15 protein-coding genes are annotated in these 17,036 nt (G+C 34.8%); 6 read left to right on the top strand and 9 right to left on the bottom strand.

Annotation, left to right across the window (positions count from 1 at the left end; translation table 11 throughout):
- Window positions 1-27 precede the first annotated feature (27 nt).
- The 4 genes from ACFFU9_RS00325 to ACFFU9_RS00340 all read left to right on the top strand — a co-directional run bounded on the left by ACFFU9_RS00325 (window position 28) and on the right by ACFFU9_RS00340 (window position 4,321).
- The gene (locus ACFFU9_RS00325; RefSeq protein ID WP_379859362.1) at window positions 28-516 is read left to right on the top strand and encodes a GNAT family N-acetyltransferase; all 489 of its coding nucleotides are present in this window, start codon (window positions 28-30) and stop codon (window positions 514-516) included.
- Between the two features lie 148 nt (window positions 517-664).
- Entirely contained in the window at window positions 665-1,951 is a 1,287-nt protein-coding gene (locus ACFFU9_RS00330) for an aspartate kinase (protein WP_379859452.1), read from the top strand.
- Window positions 1,952-1,977: 26 nt separating this feature from the next.
- Entirely contained in the window at window positions 1,978-3,810 is a 1,833-nt protein-coding gene (locus ACFFU9_RS00335; protein WP_379859363.1) for a lysophospholipid acyltransferase family protein, read from the top strand.
- A gap of 148 nt (window positions 3,811-3,958) precedes the next feature.
- Window positions 3,959-4,321 carry a DUF805 domain-containing protein gene (locus ACFFU9_RS00340; protein WP_379859364.1) on the top strand — a complete coding sequence of 121 codons (363 nt, stop codon included), beginning with the start codon at window positions 3,959-3,961 and terminating at the stop codon, window positions 4,319-4,321.
- A gap of 72 nt (window positions 4,322-4,393) precedes the next feature.
- Here the strand turns inward: ACFFU9_RS00340 and ACFFU9_RS00345 are convergent, their stop codons facing one another.
- From ACFFU9_RS00345 to ACFFU9_RS00385, 9 genes are all read right to left on the bottom strand, one after another.
- On the bottom strand, window positions 4,394-4,783 hold the full coding sequence (locus ACFFU9_RS00345) for a TM2 domain-containing protein (RefSeq protein WP_379859365.1): 390 nt from the start codon (window positions 4,781-4,783) through the stop codon (window positions 4,394-4,396).
- A 109-nt stretch (window positions 4,784-4,892) separates the two neighbouring features.
- Window positions 4,893-5,657, bottom strand: coding sequence for a sulfite exporter TauE/SafE family protein (locus ACFFU9_RS00350; protein WP_379859366.1), 765 nt, complete (start codon window positions 5,655-5,657; stop codon window positions 4,893-4,895).
- A gap of 58 nt (window positions 5,658-5,715) precedes the next feature.
- Window positions 5,716-6,651: a 2-hydroxyacid dehydrogenase gene (locus ACFFU9_RS00355; protein ID WP_379859367.1), complete on the bottom strand. Its 936-nt coding sequence runs from the start codon at window positions 6,649-6,651 to the stop codon at window positions 5,716-5,718.
- A gap of 126 nt (window positions 6,652-6,777) precedes the next feature.
- Entirely contained in the window at window positions 6,778-8,229 is a 1,452-nt protein-coding gene (locus ACFFU9_RS00360; protein ID WP_379859368.1) for a sensor histidine kinase, read from the bottom strand.
- A 67-nt stretch (window positions 8,230-8,296) separates the two neighbouring features.
- Entirely contained in the window at window positions 8,297-8,842 is a 546-nt protein-coding gene (locus ACFFU9_RS00365; RefSeq protein WP_379859369.1) for a CopD family protein, read from the bottom strand.
- 14 nt (window positions 8,843-8,856) lie between these two features.
- Entirely contained in the window at window positions 8,857-10,215 is a 1,359-nt protein-coding gene (locus ACFFU9_RS00370) for an MATE family efflux transporter (RefSeq protein ID WP_379859370.1), read from the bottom strand.
- Complete coding sequence (hemH, locus tag ACFFU9_RS00375) at window positions 10,215-11,249, bottom strand: ferrochelatase (protein ID WP_379859371.1); 1,035 nt, start codon at window positions 11,247-11,249, stop codon at window positions 10,215-10,217. Before hemH ends, ACFFU9_RS00370 begins: the two co-directional genes overlap by 1 nt.
- Before the next feature lie 191 nt (window positions 11,250-11,440).
- Complete coding sequence (locus ACFFU9_RS00380) at window positions 11,441-12,190, bottom strand: hypothetical protein (RefSeq protein ID WP_379859372.1); 750 nt, start codon at window positions 12,188-12,190, stop codon at window positions 11,441-11,443.
- 678 nt (window positions 12,191-12,868) lie between these two features.
- Window positions 12,869-13,768, bottom strand: a complete 900-nt coding sequence (locus ACFFU9_RS00385; RefSeq protein WP_379859373.1) for a helix-turn-helix transcriptional regulator — start codon at window positions 13,766-13,768, stop codon at window positions 12,869-12,871.
- Between the two features lie 189 nt (window positions 13,769-13,957).
- Here ACFFU9_RS00385 and hemA point away from each other — a divergent pair, with 189 nt between their 5' ends.
- Together hemA and hemC are read left to right on the top strand one after the other, a co-directional pair.
- Window positions 13,958-15,220 (top strand): glutamyl-tRNA reductase, encoded by a 1,263-nt coding sequence (hemA, locus tag ACFFU9_RS00390; protein WP_379859374.1) that lies wholly within the window; start codon window positions 13,958-13,960, stop codon window positions 15,218-15,220.
- A gap of 223 nt (window positions 15,221-15,443) precedes the next feature.
- A complete protein-coding gene (gene hemC / locus ACFFU9_RS00395; RefSeq protein ID WP_379859375.1) occupies window positions 15,444-17,021 on the top strand; it encodes a hydroxymethylbilane synthase in 1,578 nt (525 codons plus the stop codon).
- Window positions 17,022-17,036: the final 15 nt, after the last annotated feature.

Consider the following 17,036-nt stretch of genomic DNA (forward strand, 5'->3'; position numbering starts at 1 on the left):
TATCTTTGTGTTTTTTATATTAAAACTATGGATTTCGTAATAAGAAAAGCAAAAACCGAGGATATGCCACAGGTTTTTTCCTTAATTAAGCAACTCGCTGATTTTGAAAAAGAGTCTGATGCCGTGATAATTACCATAAACGACCTAATAAAAGATGGTTTTGGAGCACAACCTGCATTTTTTTGTTTTGTTGCTGAAATAAACAACAAAATTGAAGGAATTGCGTTAGGTTTTAACCGGTATTCCACATGGAAAGGAAAGATATTGCATTTGGAAGATTTAATTGTCAACCAAGATCTGCGAGGCTCCGGAATGGGAACGGCACTTTTAAATCAGGTAATAACATATGGCCATACATTAGGCGTAAAACGCATTAGTTGGGAGGTGCTGGATTGGAATACAGCTGCTATAGATTTTTATAAACAAAAAGGAGCCCATATCATGGACGATTGGCGTGTTGTACATATAAATGAAGAAGGAATTGAGAATTATATGTCTCGGTTAAAAAACAAATAAAACACAGAACCATTCGTATTGTTTTAACCAAAGCCCCATTAACTACAACCTAAACCTTATAAGATTTTTAATGGTTTTGCTTTCGTATTTTTAAACAAAAGACGTTACAAAAGCCACATTTACATTAAAATAATATGTTTTGAATAGAATACAAGTTTTTAAATTTGGGGGCGCATCGGTAAAAGACGCTAAAGCTATAAAGCATCTGGCATCCCTACTACACCAAATAGGTTGTCAGGATACACTAATAATCGTATCTGCGATGGGGAAAACCACCAATGCTTTAGAGGTTGTGGTAGACAATTACTTCAATAATAAAGCAGAATTAACAAACGCAATTCAAGAGGTAAAAAAATACCATTTAGATATTTTAATGGATTTATTTGATGTTCATGACTTTGACAGACATTCGGACCAAGTAGCAAACCACCCTTCTTTTAAAAAGTTAACTGTTTTTTTTGATGAGCTCTCAACATTTCTAAAACACAATACCGCTTCCGATTACAATTTTGTTTATGATCAAGTGGTTGGATATGGTGAATTGATATCAACCACTATAATAAGTGACTACCTGAATTATATTGGCATCCAAAATAAGTGGCACGATGTACGCCATCATATTAAAACGGATTACTATTACCGAAATGCTCGGGTAGATTGGGCACTCACAAAATCCCTCATTACATTAAATATCGATCCTACTGTTCTAAATATCACACAAGGTTTTTTAGGTTGTGACCCCAATAATTTCACTACAACCTTGGGCAGAGAGGGAAGCGATTATACTGCTGCTATTTATGGCTATTGCCTAAATGCTAAAAACGTGACCATTTGGAAAGACGTTCCTGGAGTTTTAAACGCCGATCCCCGTTATTTTAAAAACGCCCAATTGCTCAATAAAATCTCGTATCGTGAAGCAATGGAACTGGCTTTTTACGGAGCGTCTGTTATACATCCCAAAACATTGCAACCTCTACAGAAAAAAGAAATCCCATTACTTGTAAAATCATTCTTAAATCCAGAGTCGGCTGGTACCGTAATCAGTAAAAATGCCACATTAGACCCTATGGTACCATGTTTAATCGTAAAGAAAGGGCTGGTTTTAATTTCTTTATCATCTTTGGATTTCTCACACATAATTGAAGACAATATCAGCATGATTTTCAACATATTACATACACATAAAATGAAAGTAAGCGTCATTCAAAATTCGGCTATTAGTTTTTCCATATGTGTAGATAATCTCTATAATAATTTAGACAAGCTGCTACAGGACCTGAAGATCAAATTTAAAGTTTCCTGTAAAAAAAACGTGTCGCTATATACCATTTTACATTATAATCAAGACATTATCGACCAAGTTGAATTGGGCAAAACAGTGTTATTAAAGCAATTAACACCCGAAACTGTTCAAGTCGTTACGCACAGCAATTAAATAAACTATTTACTACCTTTACCGCCATGACCAAACAACAAGATACCGGGTTGGTAACCGCCAAAGAAGTCGCAAAAGCCATACAAATGGACAATTATGGCTTTATAGGAACTTTTATAGGCTGGGGCTTAATGAAGCTTCTAAAAATATCTACTCTTAATAAGGTTTATAATCGTAATAAACATTTAAGTGATGTGCCCTTTTTAAATGGTATTCTAGACGATTTTCAAATTAAATTTGAAATCCCGGAAGAAGACTTAAAGCGCTTGCCTAAAACCGGAGCCTATATTACTGTTTCCAATCATCCATTGGGCGGTATTGATGGTATTTTACTTTTAAAGCTGATGCTCCAACAACGTAAAGACTTTAAGATTATAGCCAATTTCTTACTACACAGAATAGAGCCTTTAAAGCCATATATCATGCCTGTAAACCCTTTTGAGGACAGGAAAGATATTAAGTCAAGTGTTGTTGGTTTTAAAAATGCTATTCTACATTTAAGAGCAGGGCATCCCTTAGGCATTTTTCCCGCTGGTGAAGTATCCACCTATCGTGATGGTAAACTAATGGTAGACAAACCTTGGGAAGAAGCGGCCATGAAACTGGTTAAAAAAGCAGAAGTACCTATTGTCCCTATTTATTTTCATGCTAAAAACAGCAAGTTGTTCTATAAGCTTTCAAAAATTAGCGACACCTTCAGAACTGCAAAATTACCATCGGAACTCTTAACGCAAAAACGGCGTATCATAAAAGTGAGAATAGGTAGACCTATTTCAGTAGAAGACCAAAAAGAGCACCAAACCCTTGAAGAGTTTTCAGAATTTATAAGGCGTAAAACATATATGCTTTCTAATGCTTTTGAAGAAAAGTCTAAGATTTTGAATAATATATCATCTACTTTAAAAACACCCAAACCTCCTAAAAACATTGTAACCCCTGTGGACACAGCGCTAATGGTTAAAGAAGTTGAGGATTTACGCAAAGGCGATTTCAGACTTTTAGAAAGCAAGAATTACGAAGTGTTTTTAGTTCAAGCAGAGCAGATACCCCATATTTTACGTGAAATTGGCCGTTTGCGCGAAATTACTTTTAGAGAAGTTGGAGAAGGCACCAACGAAGCCATAGATCTAGATGCTTTCGATACCTATTACCATCACATGTTTTTATGGGACAGTGAGCGCAAACTTATCGCAGGCGCCTATAGAATGGGCTTGGGGTCCAAGATTTTCGAGCGTTACGGTATAAACGGCTTTTATCTTCAAGATTTGTTTCGTTTTGAACCCGAGCTTTATAAAATGATGAGCCAATCTATCGAAATGGGCCGTGCATTTGTTATTAAAGAGTATCAACAAAAACCCATGCCTCTTTTTTTACTTTGGAAAGGTATTGTACATACCACTTTGCGTTTTCCTGAACATCAATTTTTAATTGGCGGCGTTAGTATAAGCAATCAATTTTCAAACTTCTCGAAGTCCTTGATGATTGAGTTTATGAAATCGCATTATTACGATCCTTATATTGCACAATATGTGCATCCAAAGAAAGAGTTTAAAGTAAAACTGAAAGATGCCGATAAGGATTTTGTTTTTGATGAAACTGAGGCCGACTTAAATAAGTTCGACAAAATTATAGATGAAGTTGAGCCAGGCGCTTTACGTCTTCCTGTGTTACTTAAAAAATACATCAAACAGAACGCCCGCTTAGTTGCTTTTAATGTGGACCCGCTGTTTAACAACTCGGTAGACGGTTTGATGTATATTAAAATTGCCGATTTACCAGAAAGTACAGTACGCCCTGTTATGGAAGAGTTTCAGGCAGAACTAGAGCGCAAATTCATGGAAAATAATGGCGACAAATAAGCCTTTGCAACTCCCACGTTTTACGCCGCTTATAAAGTTATAAAGTCCAAGAGCATAACATCATAACTTGAATATTATATTTTTTTAATAAAATAAGTAGAAATAAAAGTTATATTTGAAACCTACTAACCAAAAATTTAACCTAATTATGAATTGGTATTTAAAAGTTTTAAAACAGTATGCAGATTTTTCTGGAAGAGCCAGAAGAAAAGAATATTGGATGTTTTTCTTATTTAACATTCTTATTTCTTATGGCATTATTTTCTTAGCCGTGGGATTGGAGATGCCATCCCTATCTATTTTGAGCAGTATTTATTCGTTTGGAGTTTTAATTCCAGGACTTGCTGTTGGTGTTAGAAGAATGCATGATGTTGGAAAAAGCGGATGGTTTTTATTAATCCCGATATACAATTTGATTTTAGCTTGTACAGATAGTGAAGCGGGCACAAATAAATGGGGAACAAACCCTAAAACAAATCTTGAAGAAATTGATCAAATAGGTGTAGAGTAACACCTTGTTTCTAATCATAAAAAAAGCAATCCTTTTAAAAGGATTGCTTTTTTTATGCAGTTTATATGAAAATTAAAACCAAGGTTTTTTACCTACCTGATACGTATTATAAAAGTCGGCATCAGATTTTGTTAAATAAATAACACCTTCTATAAACCCTATAATACCAGCAAGACCGCAAGTAACTATTGAGGCTATCAACAAGATTATTCCTTCTTTATTATATCCTAAAACAAATTTATGGATACCTAAAGACCCAAAAAGAATCCCTAAAACTCCAGCTAACACTTTTTTGTTTTCTCCTGAAACATTACTGAATGTTTCTTTAGCACTATGGGCAAATTCAGAAGCAGATTCTTTAGCTTCTTTTGCAAAATCGCTTGTACTGTTTTTTGCATCTTGATTAGCATTACCAGACCTATCGCTAAAGTCTTTATTGCTCGGTATTTCTCTATCGGACATTTGGTTTAAATTTATGGTTTATTTATAAAAGTTAGTTAAAAATATTCTGCAATATAGTAAATGTATTATAAAAACACCTTAATAGAAGAACACGTATTAATTCTCACAATCATCGAATTAACATTGCAACACCGCCAAGAGCTGTAACTATTAATATGAAACGCCGATAATTTACATTCGATATTAACTTCACTATAGCAACGCCCACGAAAAAACCAGCTATAATAACCGGTACCAACACTGAGTTTAAGATGAGGGTTTCTTTTGAAATCGTTTTCCATACAAAGAAATGGAAAGGCAGCTTAAAGACATTGACAATAAAGAACAACCAAGCAGCCGTACCAATAAATTCGTTTTTTGGAAGTCTCATAGCCAGAAAATAAACATTGGAAATAGGCCCTGCTAAATTCCCTATCATGGTTGTAAACCCTGCCAAAAACCCCATAATACCAGAAAACCAACCACTGCTAGGTATGTCTGTAGATTTTCTATTTTCTGTGTAAGCCAAAATTAAAACTGAAATAATAATGATGATGGCCATCATATGCTTAAACGCTTCTTCGGTAATATCATTACCAATCCAGGCCCCCACTAACACCCCTATAACCACCAGCGGCATCAATTTGATAATATATTTCCATTGGGTATGTCTGTTATAATAAATAACCGCAAAAACATCTGCTACAACTAGTAATGGAAGTAAAATACCCGTAGATGCTTTTTCGCCAAATACAAATGCAAGTATGACCACGATTATAATACCGATACCTTTTATACCCGATTTTGATAACCCTAATAAAAAAACAGCAAAACAAATGGCGATGCCTTGTAATAAGGTTAAATCATACGATTGTAAGGTTTCTAAATAAGACAATAAATAAAGGTTTGATTGGTAAAATAACTTACGAAAAAGCACTACTTATAAACTAAAATCAACAAAACTTCTGTTTTATTTTATCCACAATGGTTTGTGCCAATTTTTCTTTACTTTCAACCGTCCAACCTGCTACATGAGGTGATAATATTACATTTTGCGCCTCAATTAAGTATTGAAATGCTTCTGGCATTTCATTTGAAAATAAATTTTCAAATGAAGCCTTTTCATATTCTAAAACATCAAGCCCAGCTCCTAAAATGTGCCCAGATTTTAATGCTGAAACCAAATCTGCCGTAACCACACTTTTACCGCGCGCTGTATTGATAAACCAAAAGGGGTTTTTAAAGGCCTTAATAAAATTAGAATTGACCATTCTTAAGGTTAATAAGGTTTGCGGTGTATGCAAGCTTAGCACGTCTACTTTTTCCTGAAACTCAGAAAGCGTTACTTGTTTCGCATTTTCATCGCCCAGACCTTCTTTAATATCGTAACATAATACAGACACCTCAAAACCCCGAAGCTTTCTAGCAAAGGCTTTTCCCATGTTGCCATACCCGATAATGCCCACCGTTCTTCCATCTAACTCAATACCTCTATTAGCTTCACGCAACCACTTTCCGGCCCTTACTTCCGCATCGGCTTTATTAAGCTTGTTAAAGAGCGATAATAGCATCCCTAAAGCATGTTCTCCAACGGCGTTACGATTACCTTCTGGTGCCGCTATAAGCTCAATACCTTTCTTTTGAGCATACTCAACATCTATATTTTCCAATCCGGCTCCTACCCTACCAATAAACTTTAACTGGGTTGCAGCATCGATAAATGTTTTATCAATAGTAAAGCGGCTTCTTAAAACAATACCGTCATACAGATGTATCTTGCGTTCTATCTCTTCTTTTGAAGCTGTATAGTCTTCGTGGTTTGTAAAGCCTAAATCATGAAGTTGATCAATCAACAGATCGTGATTTGTATCTAAGTGAAGGATTTTCATTTGCTGTTTATTTGCGATAAATTTACAATCTTTTTATAAGCCTTACCATAATTATAGCTAACAACTGTTCTATAATACCCATAAAGGGGTTCATGCCCTATTTATAGATAACCATCAATCAAACAATTAAATTTTAGGGAAAGTCACTTTAAAAACCGTGCCCACTCCCACTTCCGATGTAAAATCGATGGTACCGTTATAGGTTTCAACAATATTTTTAACCATTGCTAACCCAAGTCCCATCCCACTTGTTTTAGTTGTGAATTTAGGCTCAAATATTTTGACTCTATTAGCTTCTGAAACCCCTACACCGTTATCGGTCACCGTTATAAAAACTCTATTTTCTTCGGTACCAACATGCACCAAAACTTGAGGCGCCGGGTTATCTGAAATTGCCTGAACACTATTTTTCACTAAGTTGGTAACCACCCGAATAAGTTGTGTTCTATCAAATTTGGCAATAATTTCATCATCGTCAGCAGAGAACACAATATAATCTTCATTAAATATTTCTAAAGCCAGTTTAATTATTTTTACAACATTTAAATTTTCACTCTGTTGGGCTGGCATTTTTGCGAAATTAGAAAATGCCGAAGCAATAGCACTCATGGTATCTATTTGTTGAATAAGAGTATTGCTATACTCCTCTACCTTGTTATAGATGTTGGGGTCATTAGGGTCAAATTTACGTTGGAAATTCTGAACCGTTAGTCGCATAGGCGTTAACGGATTCTTAACTTCATGGGCGACTTGTTTCGCCATTTCACGCCAAGCTTGCTCACGTTCGCTACGAGCAAGTTTTATAGCGCTCTCTGCAAGCTCGTCGATCATGCTATTATAAGCGCTTACCAGAGCCGAAATTTCTTCACTGGTATCGTCGATTTCAATTTTCTCATTCCGCATTTCCAAACGTGTCGTACTCATTTTATCACTGATGGTTTTAAGCGACTTGGTAATGTACTTAGATAATAAAAATGCTATAAATATGGCTATAAACAAGACAAACAAATAGGTGTAGCTGATGCGCTCTAGAAATTCGTTTAGCTCTTTAGACAAGAAATCATCATTTTCCAAATACGGTAGATTTAAAATAGCTAGAGGCTTAAATTTTTGATCTGTAAGATATGTGTAAGACGACTGAAAGGTTTCGCCGTTTTCTTGGCTTTTTTCAATGTGGCGACGTGCTGCCTTATTGGAAATTTCGTTTAAAATATCGGTGCTGATACACTTTTGAATGGTATCATTGGAAAAACTCGCTTTTGAAGATATTAAAAGTGTGCCATCCAAATCAAATAAATTAATTTGAAGTGAATGCACATCAGAAACCCTATAAATTTCATCTTTAAAAATTAAAGCGACTTTATCGGTAACTACAGGATAAGATGTTTCTTTTATAATGTTATGGAGGTGCCTTCTAATCGCATATTCTTTTTGTTCCAGCCGTTGCTTATGGTACTCATGCGTTTCTTCACTGTATTGCTTAATGGCAACCGTAACTATAAGTATAGAGGCCACTAGCACCAACAAAATCATGGCTATAAAAATACGGGTACGCAGAGAAAGCTTTCTTAATTTCATTCAAATAATATAACGCATTACGTATAACAATAATCAATCCAAAATATGCTTATTTTGAAAAACCTGTTTAAGCATCAGGGTTTTTTTCCCGTATACGTTTGTATAATTTAAACCCTAACATAATAAGTGCGGCTAAAACCACCATACCAATAATTCCCCAAATCCAATTGATGGCGCTTTTTAAAATAACTAGAAAAATAACGGCGAACAAAATAAAAGTCGCACCCTCGTTCCAGATACGCATAAAACCAGAGGTTTTTGTTACCTCATCATTTTGTAGCTGCTTAAAATACTTATGGGTTTTTAAATGATAGATAAAGAGCGATATAACAAATGCAAGTTTAACCTGCATCCAGTCTTGGTAAATAAGCGTAGGATTTAAATAAAACAGACTCAAACCAAAAAGCGTTGCTAAAATAGCCGATGGCCATGTAATGATATTCCACAAGCGCTTTGCCATAATTTTTAAATGTTTGCCCAAAATCTCCTTTTCTGGGGAGGGTTTATAAAAGGCTTCTATTTGATATACAAAAAGCCTGGGAATATAAAACAGGCCAGCAAACCAAGTAACAATAAAAATAATATGAAACGATTTTAAGTAGAAATATATCATGGTTTTAATGGTATTTAAATAGGGTTACGTTCCGGTTTTAGGGTTCTGCTTATCTCTCTATTTAAAAAATAAGCTGTTACTAAAGTAGCCAGAATATCTGAGATAGGGAAAGATATCCATACGCCCAATTCGCCATAAAATTTCGGAAGTATCAAAATCAAAGGGATAAAGAAAAACCCTTGTCGTGTTAAAGTTAACAATAACGCAGGAACGGCTTTTCCAATAGCTTGAAAATAAGCAGCTCCAATAAGTTGAACAGCAATAATAGGTGTGGCAGCAAAAACCCAACGCATAGCACTTGGAGTTTGCTTTATAACCTCTACATCTGTAGTAAACATTCTTGTAATGGCTTCAGGGAAAAGCATCAGCAATACAAACACACCTGTAGCCAATACAGCAGCGTATTTAATCGCTGTGTTTATCGTACTGCGAACTCTAGCATAATTTCTAGCGCCATAATTAAAACCTGCTATTGGCAAAAACCCTTGGGTAACGCCTAAAACTGGAAACATGGCAAACATAAGCATCCTACCCACAATAGCGTAGGCCGTAACAGATGTTTCTCCTCCTAAATCATATAAGATATTATTCATAAATAAATAAGTAATACTCACGACCGCTTGCCTTGCTAGAGTAACAAAGCCCAAAGACCCTATTTCTTTAACGATATTTGGAGTGAGCCCGAAATGAGATACCCTTATTTTTAATTCAGATTTTTTAGAAAGAAAGAACCAAAGTACATAAGCAAAGCAAGCTCCATACGATATAGTTGTGGCCCATGCCGCTCCGGCCATTCCGTAATCTAAAACATTAATAAAAATATAATCTAACAGTAAATTCCCAACCGATGGTATCATCATGGCGTACATTGCAAATTTAGGTTTGCCTTCGGCCCTTATAACGCTATTGCCCATCATGCATAAAGCTAATAAAGGCACACCATATAGCACGATAGTGTAATATGTTTTTGCAGGTTCGAAAATAGCTCCTTTCCCTCCAAAAGCATTTACAATATTATCGACAAAAGATAATCCCAGAACAACCAAACTAATCGTGAGCAGGAGCGTTAAGGTGATTTGATTACCAAAAGTCTTTAAGGCTTTCTCATAATGTTGTGAACCAAGTGCTCTAGAAATAATAGACGAGCCGCCAATACCTATTGCCATACCCAGAGCCGCTATAAAAAAAGAAACCGGCAACACTACATTTATGGCCGCAATAGCTGTAGCACCTATCCAATGGCCAACAAATATAGTATCTACTAAAATATTAAGCGACATAACCAAAATCCCAATAGATGCAGGTACGGCTTGCTTTATAAGCAGTTTTTGAATGGACTGTGTTCCTAGATCTTGTGACGATATTTTAGACATTATAAAATGGCTGTCTTAGAGTTTGCCCAGGTCTTAATCCATTTAGAAAGCAATGCCACCCATTCAGAATCGTCATTTAAACAAGGAACGGTTGTAAAATCCTGCCCCCCCATTTCGTGAAAGATCTCCTGACCTTCCATCGCGATTTCTTCCAAGGTTTCTAAACAATCACTAACAAAAGCAGGCGTAACAATAGCCATGTTTTTAACCCCTTCTTTTCCCAAACGCTCAATCGTTCTATCGGTATAAGGCAATAACCAAGGATCAAACCCTAAACGAGATTGAAACGATGTGGAGTAACTACCTTCTTTTAATTGCAACCTTTCCCCCACTAATCTAGTCACCTCTAAACATTGGTGCCTATAGCAAAACTCGTGCGCTTTCGATGGCGTTTCACAACAACTTTTATCTATTTTACAATGCGAATTCGTAATATCACTTTTACGGATATGCCGTTCTGGAACACCGTGATAGGAAAACAATAAATGGTCGTAGTTTTTATCTTCTAAATGTCTTTTTATCGAGTTTGAAAGCACCTCGATATAATCGGGTTTGTTATAAAACGCAGGAACCGATTCAATTTTTAAATTCGGAAAATGTGCTAGACGGAGCTCTTCTGCCAATACCGTAATGGTTTCGGTTGTTGCCATAGCAAATTGCGGATATAATGGAAACAATAGCACCTCTTCTACACCTTTATCTACCAATTCCTGTAATCCTTTTTTAATAGTCATCCTGCCATAACGCATGGCTAAAGCTACAGGGTACTCTATTTGCTGTTGAAGTTTGTCTTGAAGCCGTTGCGATAAAACAATAAGCGGCGACCCCTCTTCCCACCATATTTTTTTATAGGCTTCGGAAGAAGCTTTTGGCCTGGTTTTCAAAATAATACCTTTCACTAATAAAGCACGAGCGGCATAAGGAATGTCGATAACACGCTCATCCATTAAAAACTCGCCTAAGTACTTTTTTACATCTTTTGGCTCCGGGCTATCAGGAGAACCAAGATTGACTAATAGAATTCCTTTCTTCATGACGCAAAAATACGACACATATTGTAATGAATAAAAATTAACGCCGAAAATGATAAAAAGGAAAGTACAAATTGCAAAAGCATCTATAAACAAAAAACCCTATAATTCCGTATTATACAGTTTTATAGAGTTTTTAGAAAAGAAAAAAGAATGTTTTACTTACCTAAACACACTTCTAGGGTTAAGTAAATTTATTCTTCATCTAATTCCGATTTATTGTATACCCATTTTGGTAGTTTAGAACTATCAAAGTCTATTTTTTTTACATTATTTACATTTTCAACACAAACGGTTTCTACCAACGTCTTTGCATTCAAAATATCCAAGACCTTATCGTTTTGGTATTTCGAAAAATTCCCCATAACAAGGTCTACATCAACAAATTTATAAACCCCATCTTCTAAAATAAAGGCAAACATAGATTTAACATCTTTTTCGTAAAAATCTGTATTTTTATCATAATCTGATTCATCGGCTATATAGCTTTTTCCAGACACCAGTAAATATTCATTATTCGATTTTAAATTTTTAACACTCACGGTGCCTCTAAAAACAAGAAAAAAATCGTCATGATAAAAAGCAGGTGCGCCTTTTAAGTTGTTTTTATTCGCTTCGTACATCTGGTCATAATAAGGCAAACTACGTTGTGCAATTTTTTTAGAATAAATATGCTTTATAAAATCTGATTTCTCTTTAAAATATGAAGGAAGGTTTTCTGCACAATAGCCAGCATACCAAACGGGCAAATAATCTGGATATAATAAAGTATGACTCCCTTTTTGAAACATAATGGGCCGCTCGTAAACCCTTGGATTATAAAAAGAAAAATTTCCGATTTTGAACAATTCACATTCACCAACAGCGATATCGGACACCCCTTTGGTTTTACAAGACGTGATTAAACAAAGCACAACTAATGCGGATAATACAGTTTTATTCATAATTTTTGGTTTTTATGCATCTTCAATCGATTCTTGAACATACATGGTTAGTTTTTTATTTGAGGGATTTTCCATTTACCTAATAGTTTTCCTTTTTAGAGGTAGGCAAATTTTAGTTCATACTTACATGATACCAGATGAAGTATTTCAATCCTCAATATTTAGAACTATAGGGTTGGTAAGTAAATAATGAAGACATTAAACAAAGCTTCTATTGTAGCTAATGCTTTGGAAGCAAATTCTTTAGTTTTGTATAATCATTTCGGTTTCATTTTGGTTAATAGCAGAGCAAACCTAAACTTTTTAACAAAACGAAACGACTAAAAGCGTAAATAATCGATGAAATGCACTTGTATTCAGACAAATCTCTAGTATATTGTCGATAAAACAACCAAAAATAAAACCTATTAAAAAAATTAGCGAGCTTAATTACTGCCCTATATTTTTAATAATAGGTTTTAAAATGACGAATACATCTATAAAAAAATAAAACCCATCAAGTGAATAATACTTTTACTCTTATTTTGAAAACGGAAAGACTATATCTTTTTTCTCCTAAAAAAATAGCATGTACTGGGTAGATTTTTACTGCTTTAAAGCCATTTTCATTCCTTTGACGTAACACATGCAAATTCAAACTAGGGTTTATGTTAAAAAGAGGAGAGCGCTGTGCTCTTTTTATAGCAAAGACATCACATATTTTTTTGGTGTAGTTCCATATTTCTTTTTAAAAGCCGATATAAAGTGACTTGATGTACTATAACCTACTTTAAGCCCTACTTCATTAACGTTGCCATCGCCTGCCTCTAAAAGCTTTCGTGCCACTTCCATTTTATAATCCAATAAAAAACTAAAAACAGAATCTCCATAAATCTGTTTAAATCCTTCTTTTAGATTTTTAAGGCTTAATTCGATTTCATCGGCAAGCTCTTGCAGTGTTGGTGGTTCTGCCATACGCGAAATCATAATATCTTTAGCCTTTCTAATTTTAATAACATTCGTTTCATCTACTAAAAACGGACATTGTTCAATATTAGCATCTTCACTTCTATTAAAATACAAGCTCAACAACTCGTATGCTTTCCCTTTAAAATAAAGTGGTTTTATGGATTGGTTTAAATTATAATTTATCAATTGATTGAGTACAATGGCCATAGAAGGCGTTATCATACCATCTTTATAATATTTTTTATCTCGATTATCTTCACTTAAAAAGGTAATATAATCGGCTTCTTGTGAAAATAACCCATGAAATTTTTTAATGGAAATTAAAATAGAAACCATCCAAGATTGCGCATTTATTTCCAGATTTATAGGTAAATCCCGTTGTGGATTATACAGTAACAAAGAATTTTCCTCAAGAATATTTAAGCGATATCGCCCCTCATTAAAAACAAACTGGCTAGAACCCTTTAAACAAAAATGAAATTGAATATAATCACTATCTATTTCTTTTACAACAGATTGCATTTCACTTGCTTCATTTTTATAGGCGAGAACCAAAACTCCATCTTCAACTTTCGTTTCATCGAAAGAACTTTTAGCGATACTTTTTTTATTATTACTTTCGTTATTCATATGTTTTTATTTAGATTGGTTCTAAATTAAAGGTCTTAAAACCCCCTATCTCACAGCAAAAGTATGACATTTATCATAAATTGATAAAAAACAGGATCAAAAAACCACAATCGATACTAATTGTTCGTCTAGCGTTACTTATTGTCATGCCTTCAACATACTTTTGCTTTCTCAATTTCATTTATCAACATGCAGAAATATAATATTTCTAGAAGTAATTACTTTTACGCCATTGGTTTAAGCTATAAAAAAGCCGATGCAGAGGTAAGAGGCCATTTTAGTTTAGATCAAGATTCTAAATTAAGGTTGCTTAATCAAGCCAAGGAAAACGCTATTGAAAGCCTGATTGTAACTTCTACCTGTAACCGTACAGAAATTTACGGTTTTGCCCAACACCCTTTTCAGTTAATTCAATTGCTTTGCGACAACACTAGAGGCACGGTTGAAGAGTTTGAAAAGGTAGCCTATATTTACAAAAATAACGATGCCATAACACACATGTTTCGTGTAGGTTCTGGTTTAGACAGTCAAATTCTTGGGGATTTTGAAATTATAAGTCAGTTAAAGATAAGCACTAATCTTTCAAGAAAGCACGGTTTACTAAACCATTTTACCGAGCGCTTAGTAAATGCGGTTATTCAAGCCAGTAAACGCATTAAAACAGAAACAAACATTTCTTCTGGAGCTACTTCTGTATCTTTTGCTTCTGTACAATATATTTTCAATAATATTGAAAACGTTTCAAAGAAAAACATCTTATTATTTGGTACAGGGAAAATTGGTAGAAACACCTGTGAAAATCTTGTAAAACATACTAAAAACGAACAAATTACCTTAATAAACAGAACGAAGAATAAGGCAGAACAGATTGCTGGAAAATTCAACTTGGTCGTTAAAGATTATGCTAATTTACAAGAAGAAATATCCAATTCGGACATCTTGATTGTTGCAACAGGTGCGCAACGTCCTACAATTGATAAGCATATCATACAGTCTAAAAAACCTCTTTTAATTTTAGACCTATCCATTCCTAAAAACGTTAATCCCAATGTAGAAGAACTGGCTAACGTATCTTTAGTTCATTTGGACGACCTATCTAAAATAACCGATCAAACCTTAGAGGCGAGAAGAGAACAAATCCCATTAGCGGAAGTGATCATTGAAGAAGTTAAAGCAGATTTTAACAGCTGGTTGGAAACCCGAAAGTTCGCACCAACTATTAAAGCTCTTAAGCATAAATTAAACGATTTTAAGGTTGCAGAATTTGATGCTTTACGTAAAAAAAACCCTGATTTCAATGAAGAGCAGGCCGAACTAATAAGTAATAACATCATTCAAAAAATAACCAATCATTTCGCACACCACTTGAAAGATGATGGCGTTTCTACGGACGATAGTCTGGAATTTATAAAAAAAATATTCCAGTTAGAGCACCCCACAACCCAAGCCTAAAACTCATAGAGTTTAGTGGTTACATCACTAACCCTATTGCTTACATATGCTTACATGCACCAATAAAGCAACTTGTTCAAAATCAAATAAAACAGAAGCATAAGCTTTTTAAAAACAGAAAATGCTTCTAAAGCTTATAAATTGACGGGGATATTTTAATTGTTTTAAAACCTTTAATTCAAAAACAAAAACCTCAAACCCATATAAAAATAAACGACAAGACATGTCTAGAATCATTAGAATTGGCACCAGAGATAGTGAATTAGCTTTATGGCAAGCTAAAACAGTACAGAGTTTACTCGAAAATCTAGGTCATAAAACAATACTCGTTCCTGTAAAATCTACAGGCGATTTGGTTTTAGACAAACCTTTATACAAATTAGGGATTACTGGTATTTTTACAAGAACCTTAGATATTTCGATGTTAAATCATGATATCGATATTGCTGTACATTCTTCTAAAGATGTGCCCACTATTTTGCCTCAAGGCATTATTCAGGCAGCGATAATTAAACGGGGCAATGTAAACGATACCCTGGTTTTTAAAAATAATGAAGAATTTCTTAGTTCTAAAAAAGCTGTAATTGCTACAGGTAGCTTGCGCAGACGCGCGCAATGGCTTAACAGGTTCCCTACACATACTATTGTTGATATACGTGGAAATGTAAATTCAAGGTTGCAAAAACTACAGGACAACGAAGATTGGGATGCCACTATTTTTGCCGCTGCAGGCATTGGTCGCATTGGCGTAAGACCTGAAGAAGCCATAAATTTAGATTGGATGATTCCTGCTCCTGCCCAAGGTGCCATAATGATAACCGCATTAGATGAAGATGATTTTATAAAATCGGTTTGTAGAGAATTAAATCATGAAGAAACCGAAATCTGTGTCAATATTGAACGTGAGTTCTTAAATAAACTAGAAGGGGGCTGTAGCGCTCCCATTGGTGCTTTAGCCTATATTAAAAATGAAGAAGTGCATTTTAAAGGTGTACTATTAAGCGCTGATGGCTCTAAAAGAATCGATGTTACCCGTGTTAAAAAATTAGGCGAACACCACGATATTAGCACCTATTCCGCTAATTTCGTTATTGAACGTGGCGGCAAGCGCCTAATGGATAATATTAAACGCTCGGCACATAAAACAAATGTGTTTTCCACCAAAGCATTAACAGAAGGCCAGCGTTTATTGTTTCATGAAAAAATTATAGCAGATAGTGCCGATTTTGTAAAAATAAACTTAAATAGAATCCCTGCACGCTTCTTAAAAAATAAAATTCAAAATGTTATTATAACAAGCCAGAACACGGTCGAGTCTTTAACAACAAATTATTCGGCTGCCGAACTACAATTTGAGAACATCTATTGTGTTGGCAGACGCACGAAACGCTTAGTAGAGAAAAAAATTGGCCCAGTAGTACATGCCGAGAAAAACGCAAAAAAACTTACAGAATATTTAATAGATAATATTGAAGGTACTGAGGTTACTTATTTTTGTAGTGATATAAAGTTAGACACCATCCCGAGTACTTTAGCAAAAAATCACATTAAGGTAAATGAGGTAGAAGCATACCAAACTAAGCTAGATGGCGTTAAAGTAATTGATGCTGTAGAAAGTGTTATGTTTTTTAGCCCTTCTACTGTAGAGAGTTTTGTTCGGGTAAACAAAAGAGAGGTTATTGCATTTTGTATTGGAGAAACCACTGCAGAAGAGGCAAAAAAACATTTTGAAGACGTTCGCATTGCAAACATCCCAACAGTAGAAAGCGTTATAGAACTGGTTAATGAGCATTACGTTTAAAAAACCATAGGAGTC

The organism is Mariniflexile ostreae (genome assembly GCF_042427585.1).
In the GTDB taxonomy this organism is placed as follows: domain Bacteria; phylum Bacteroidota; class Bacteroidia; order Flavobacteriales; family Flavobacteriaceae; genus Pseudalgibacter; species Pseudalgibacter ostreae.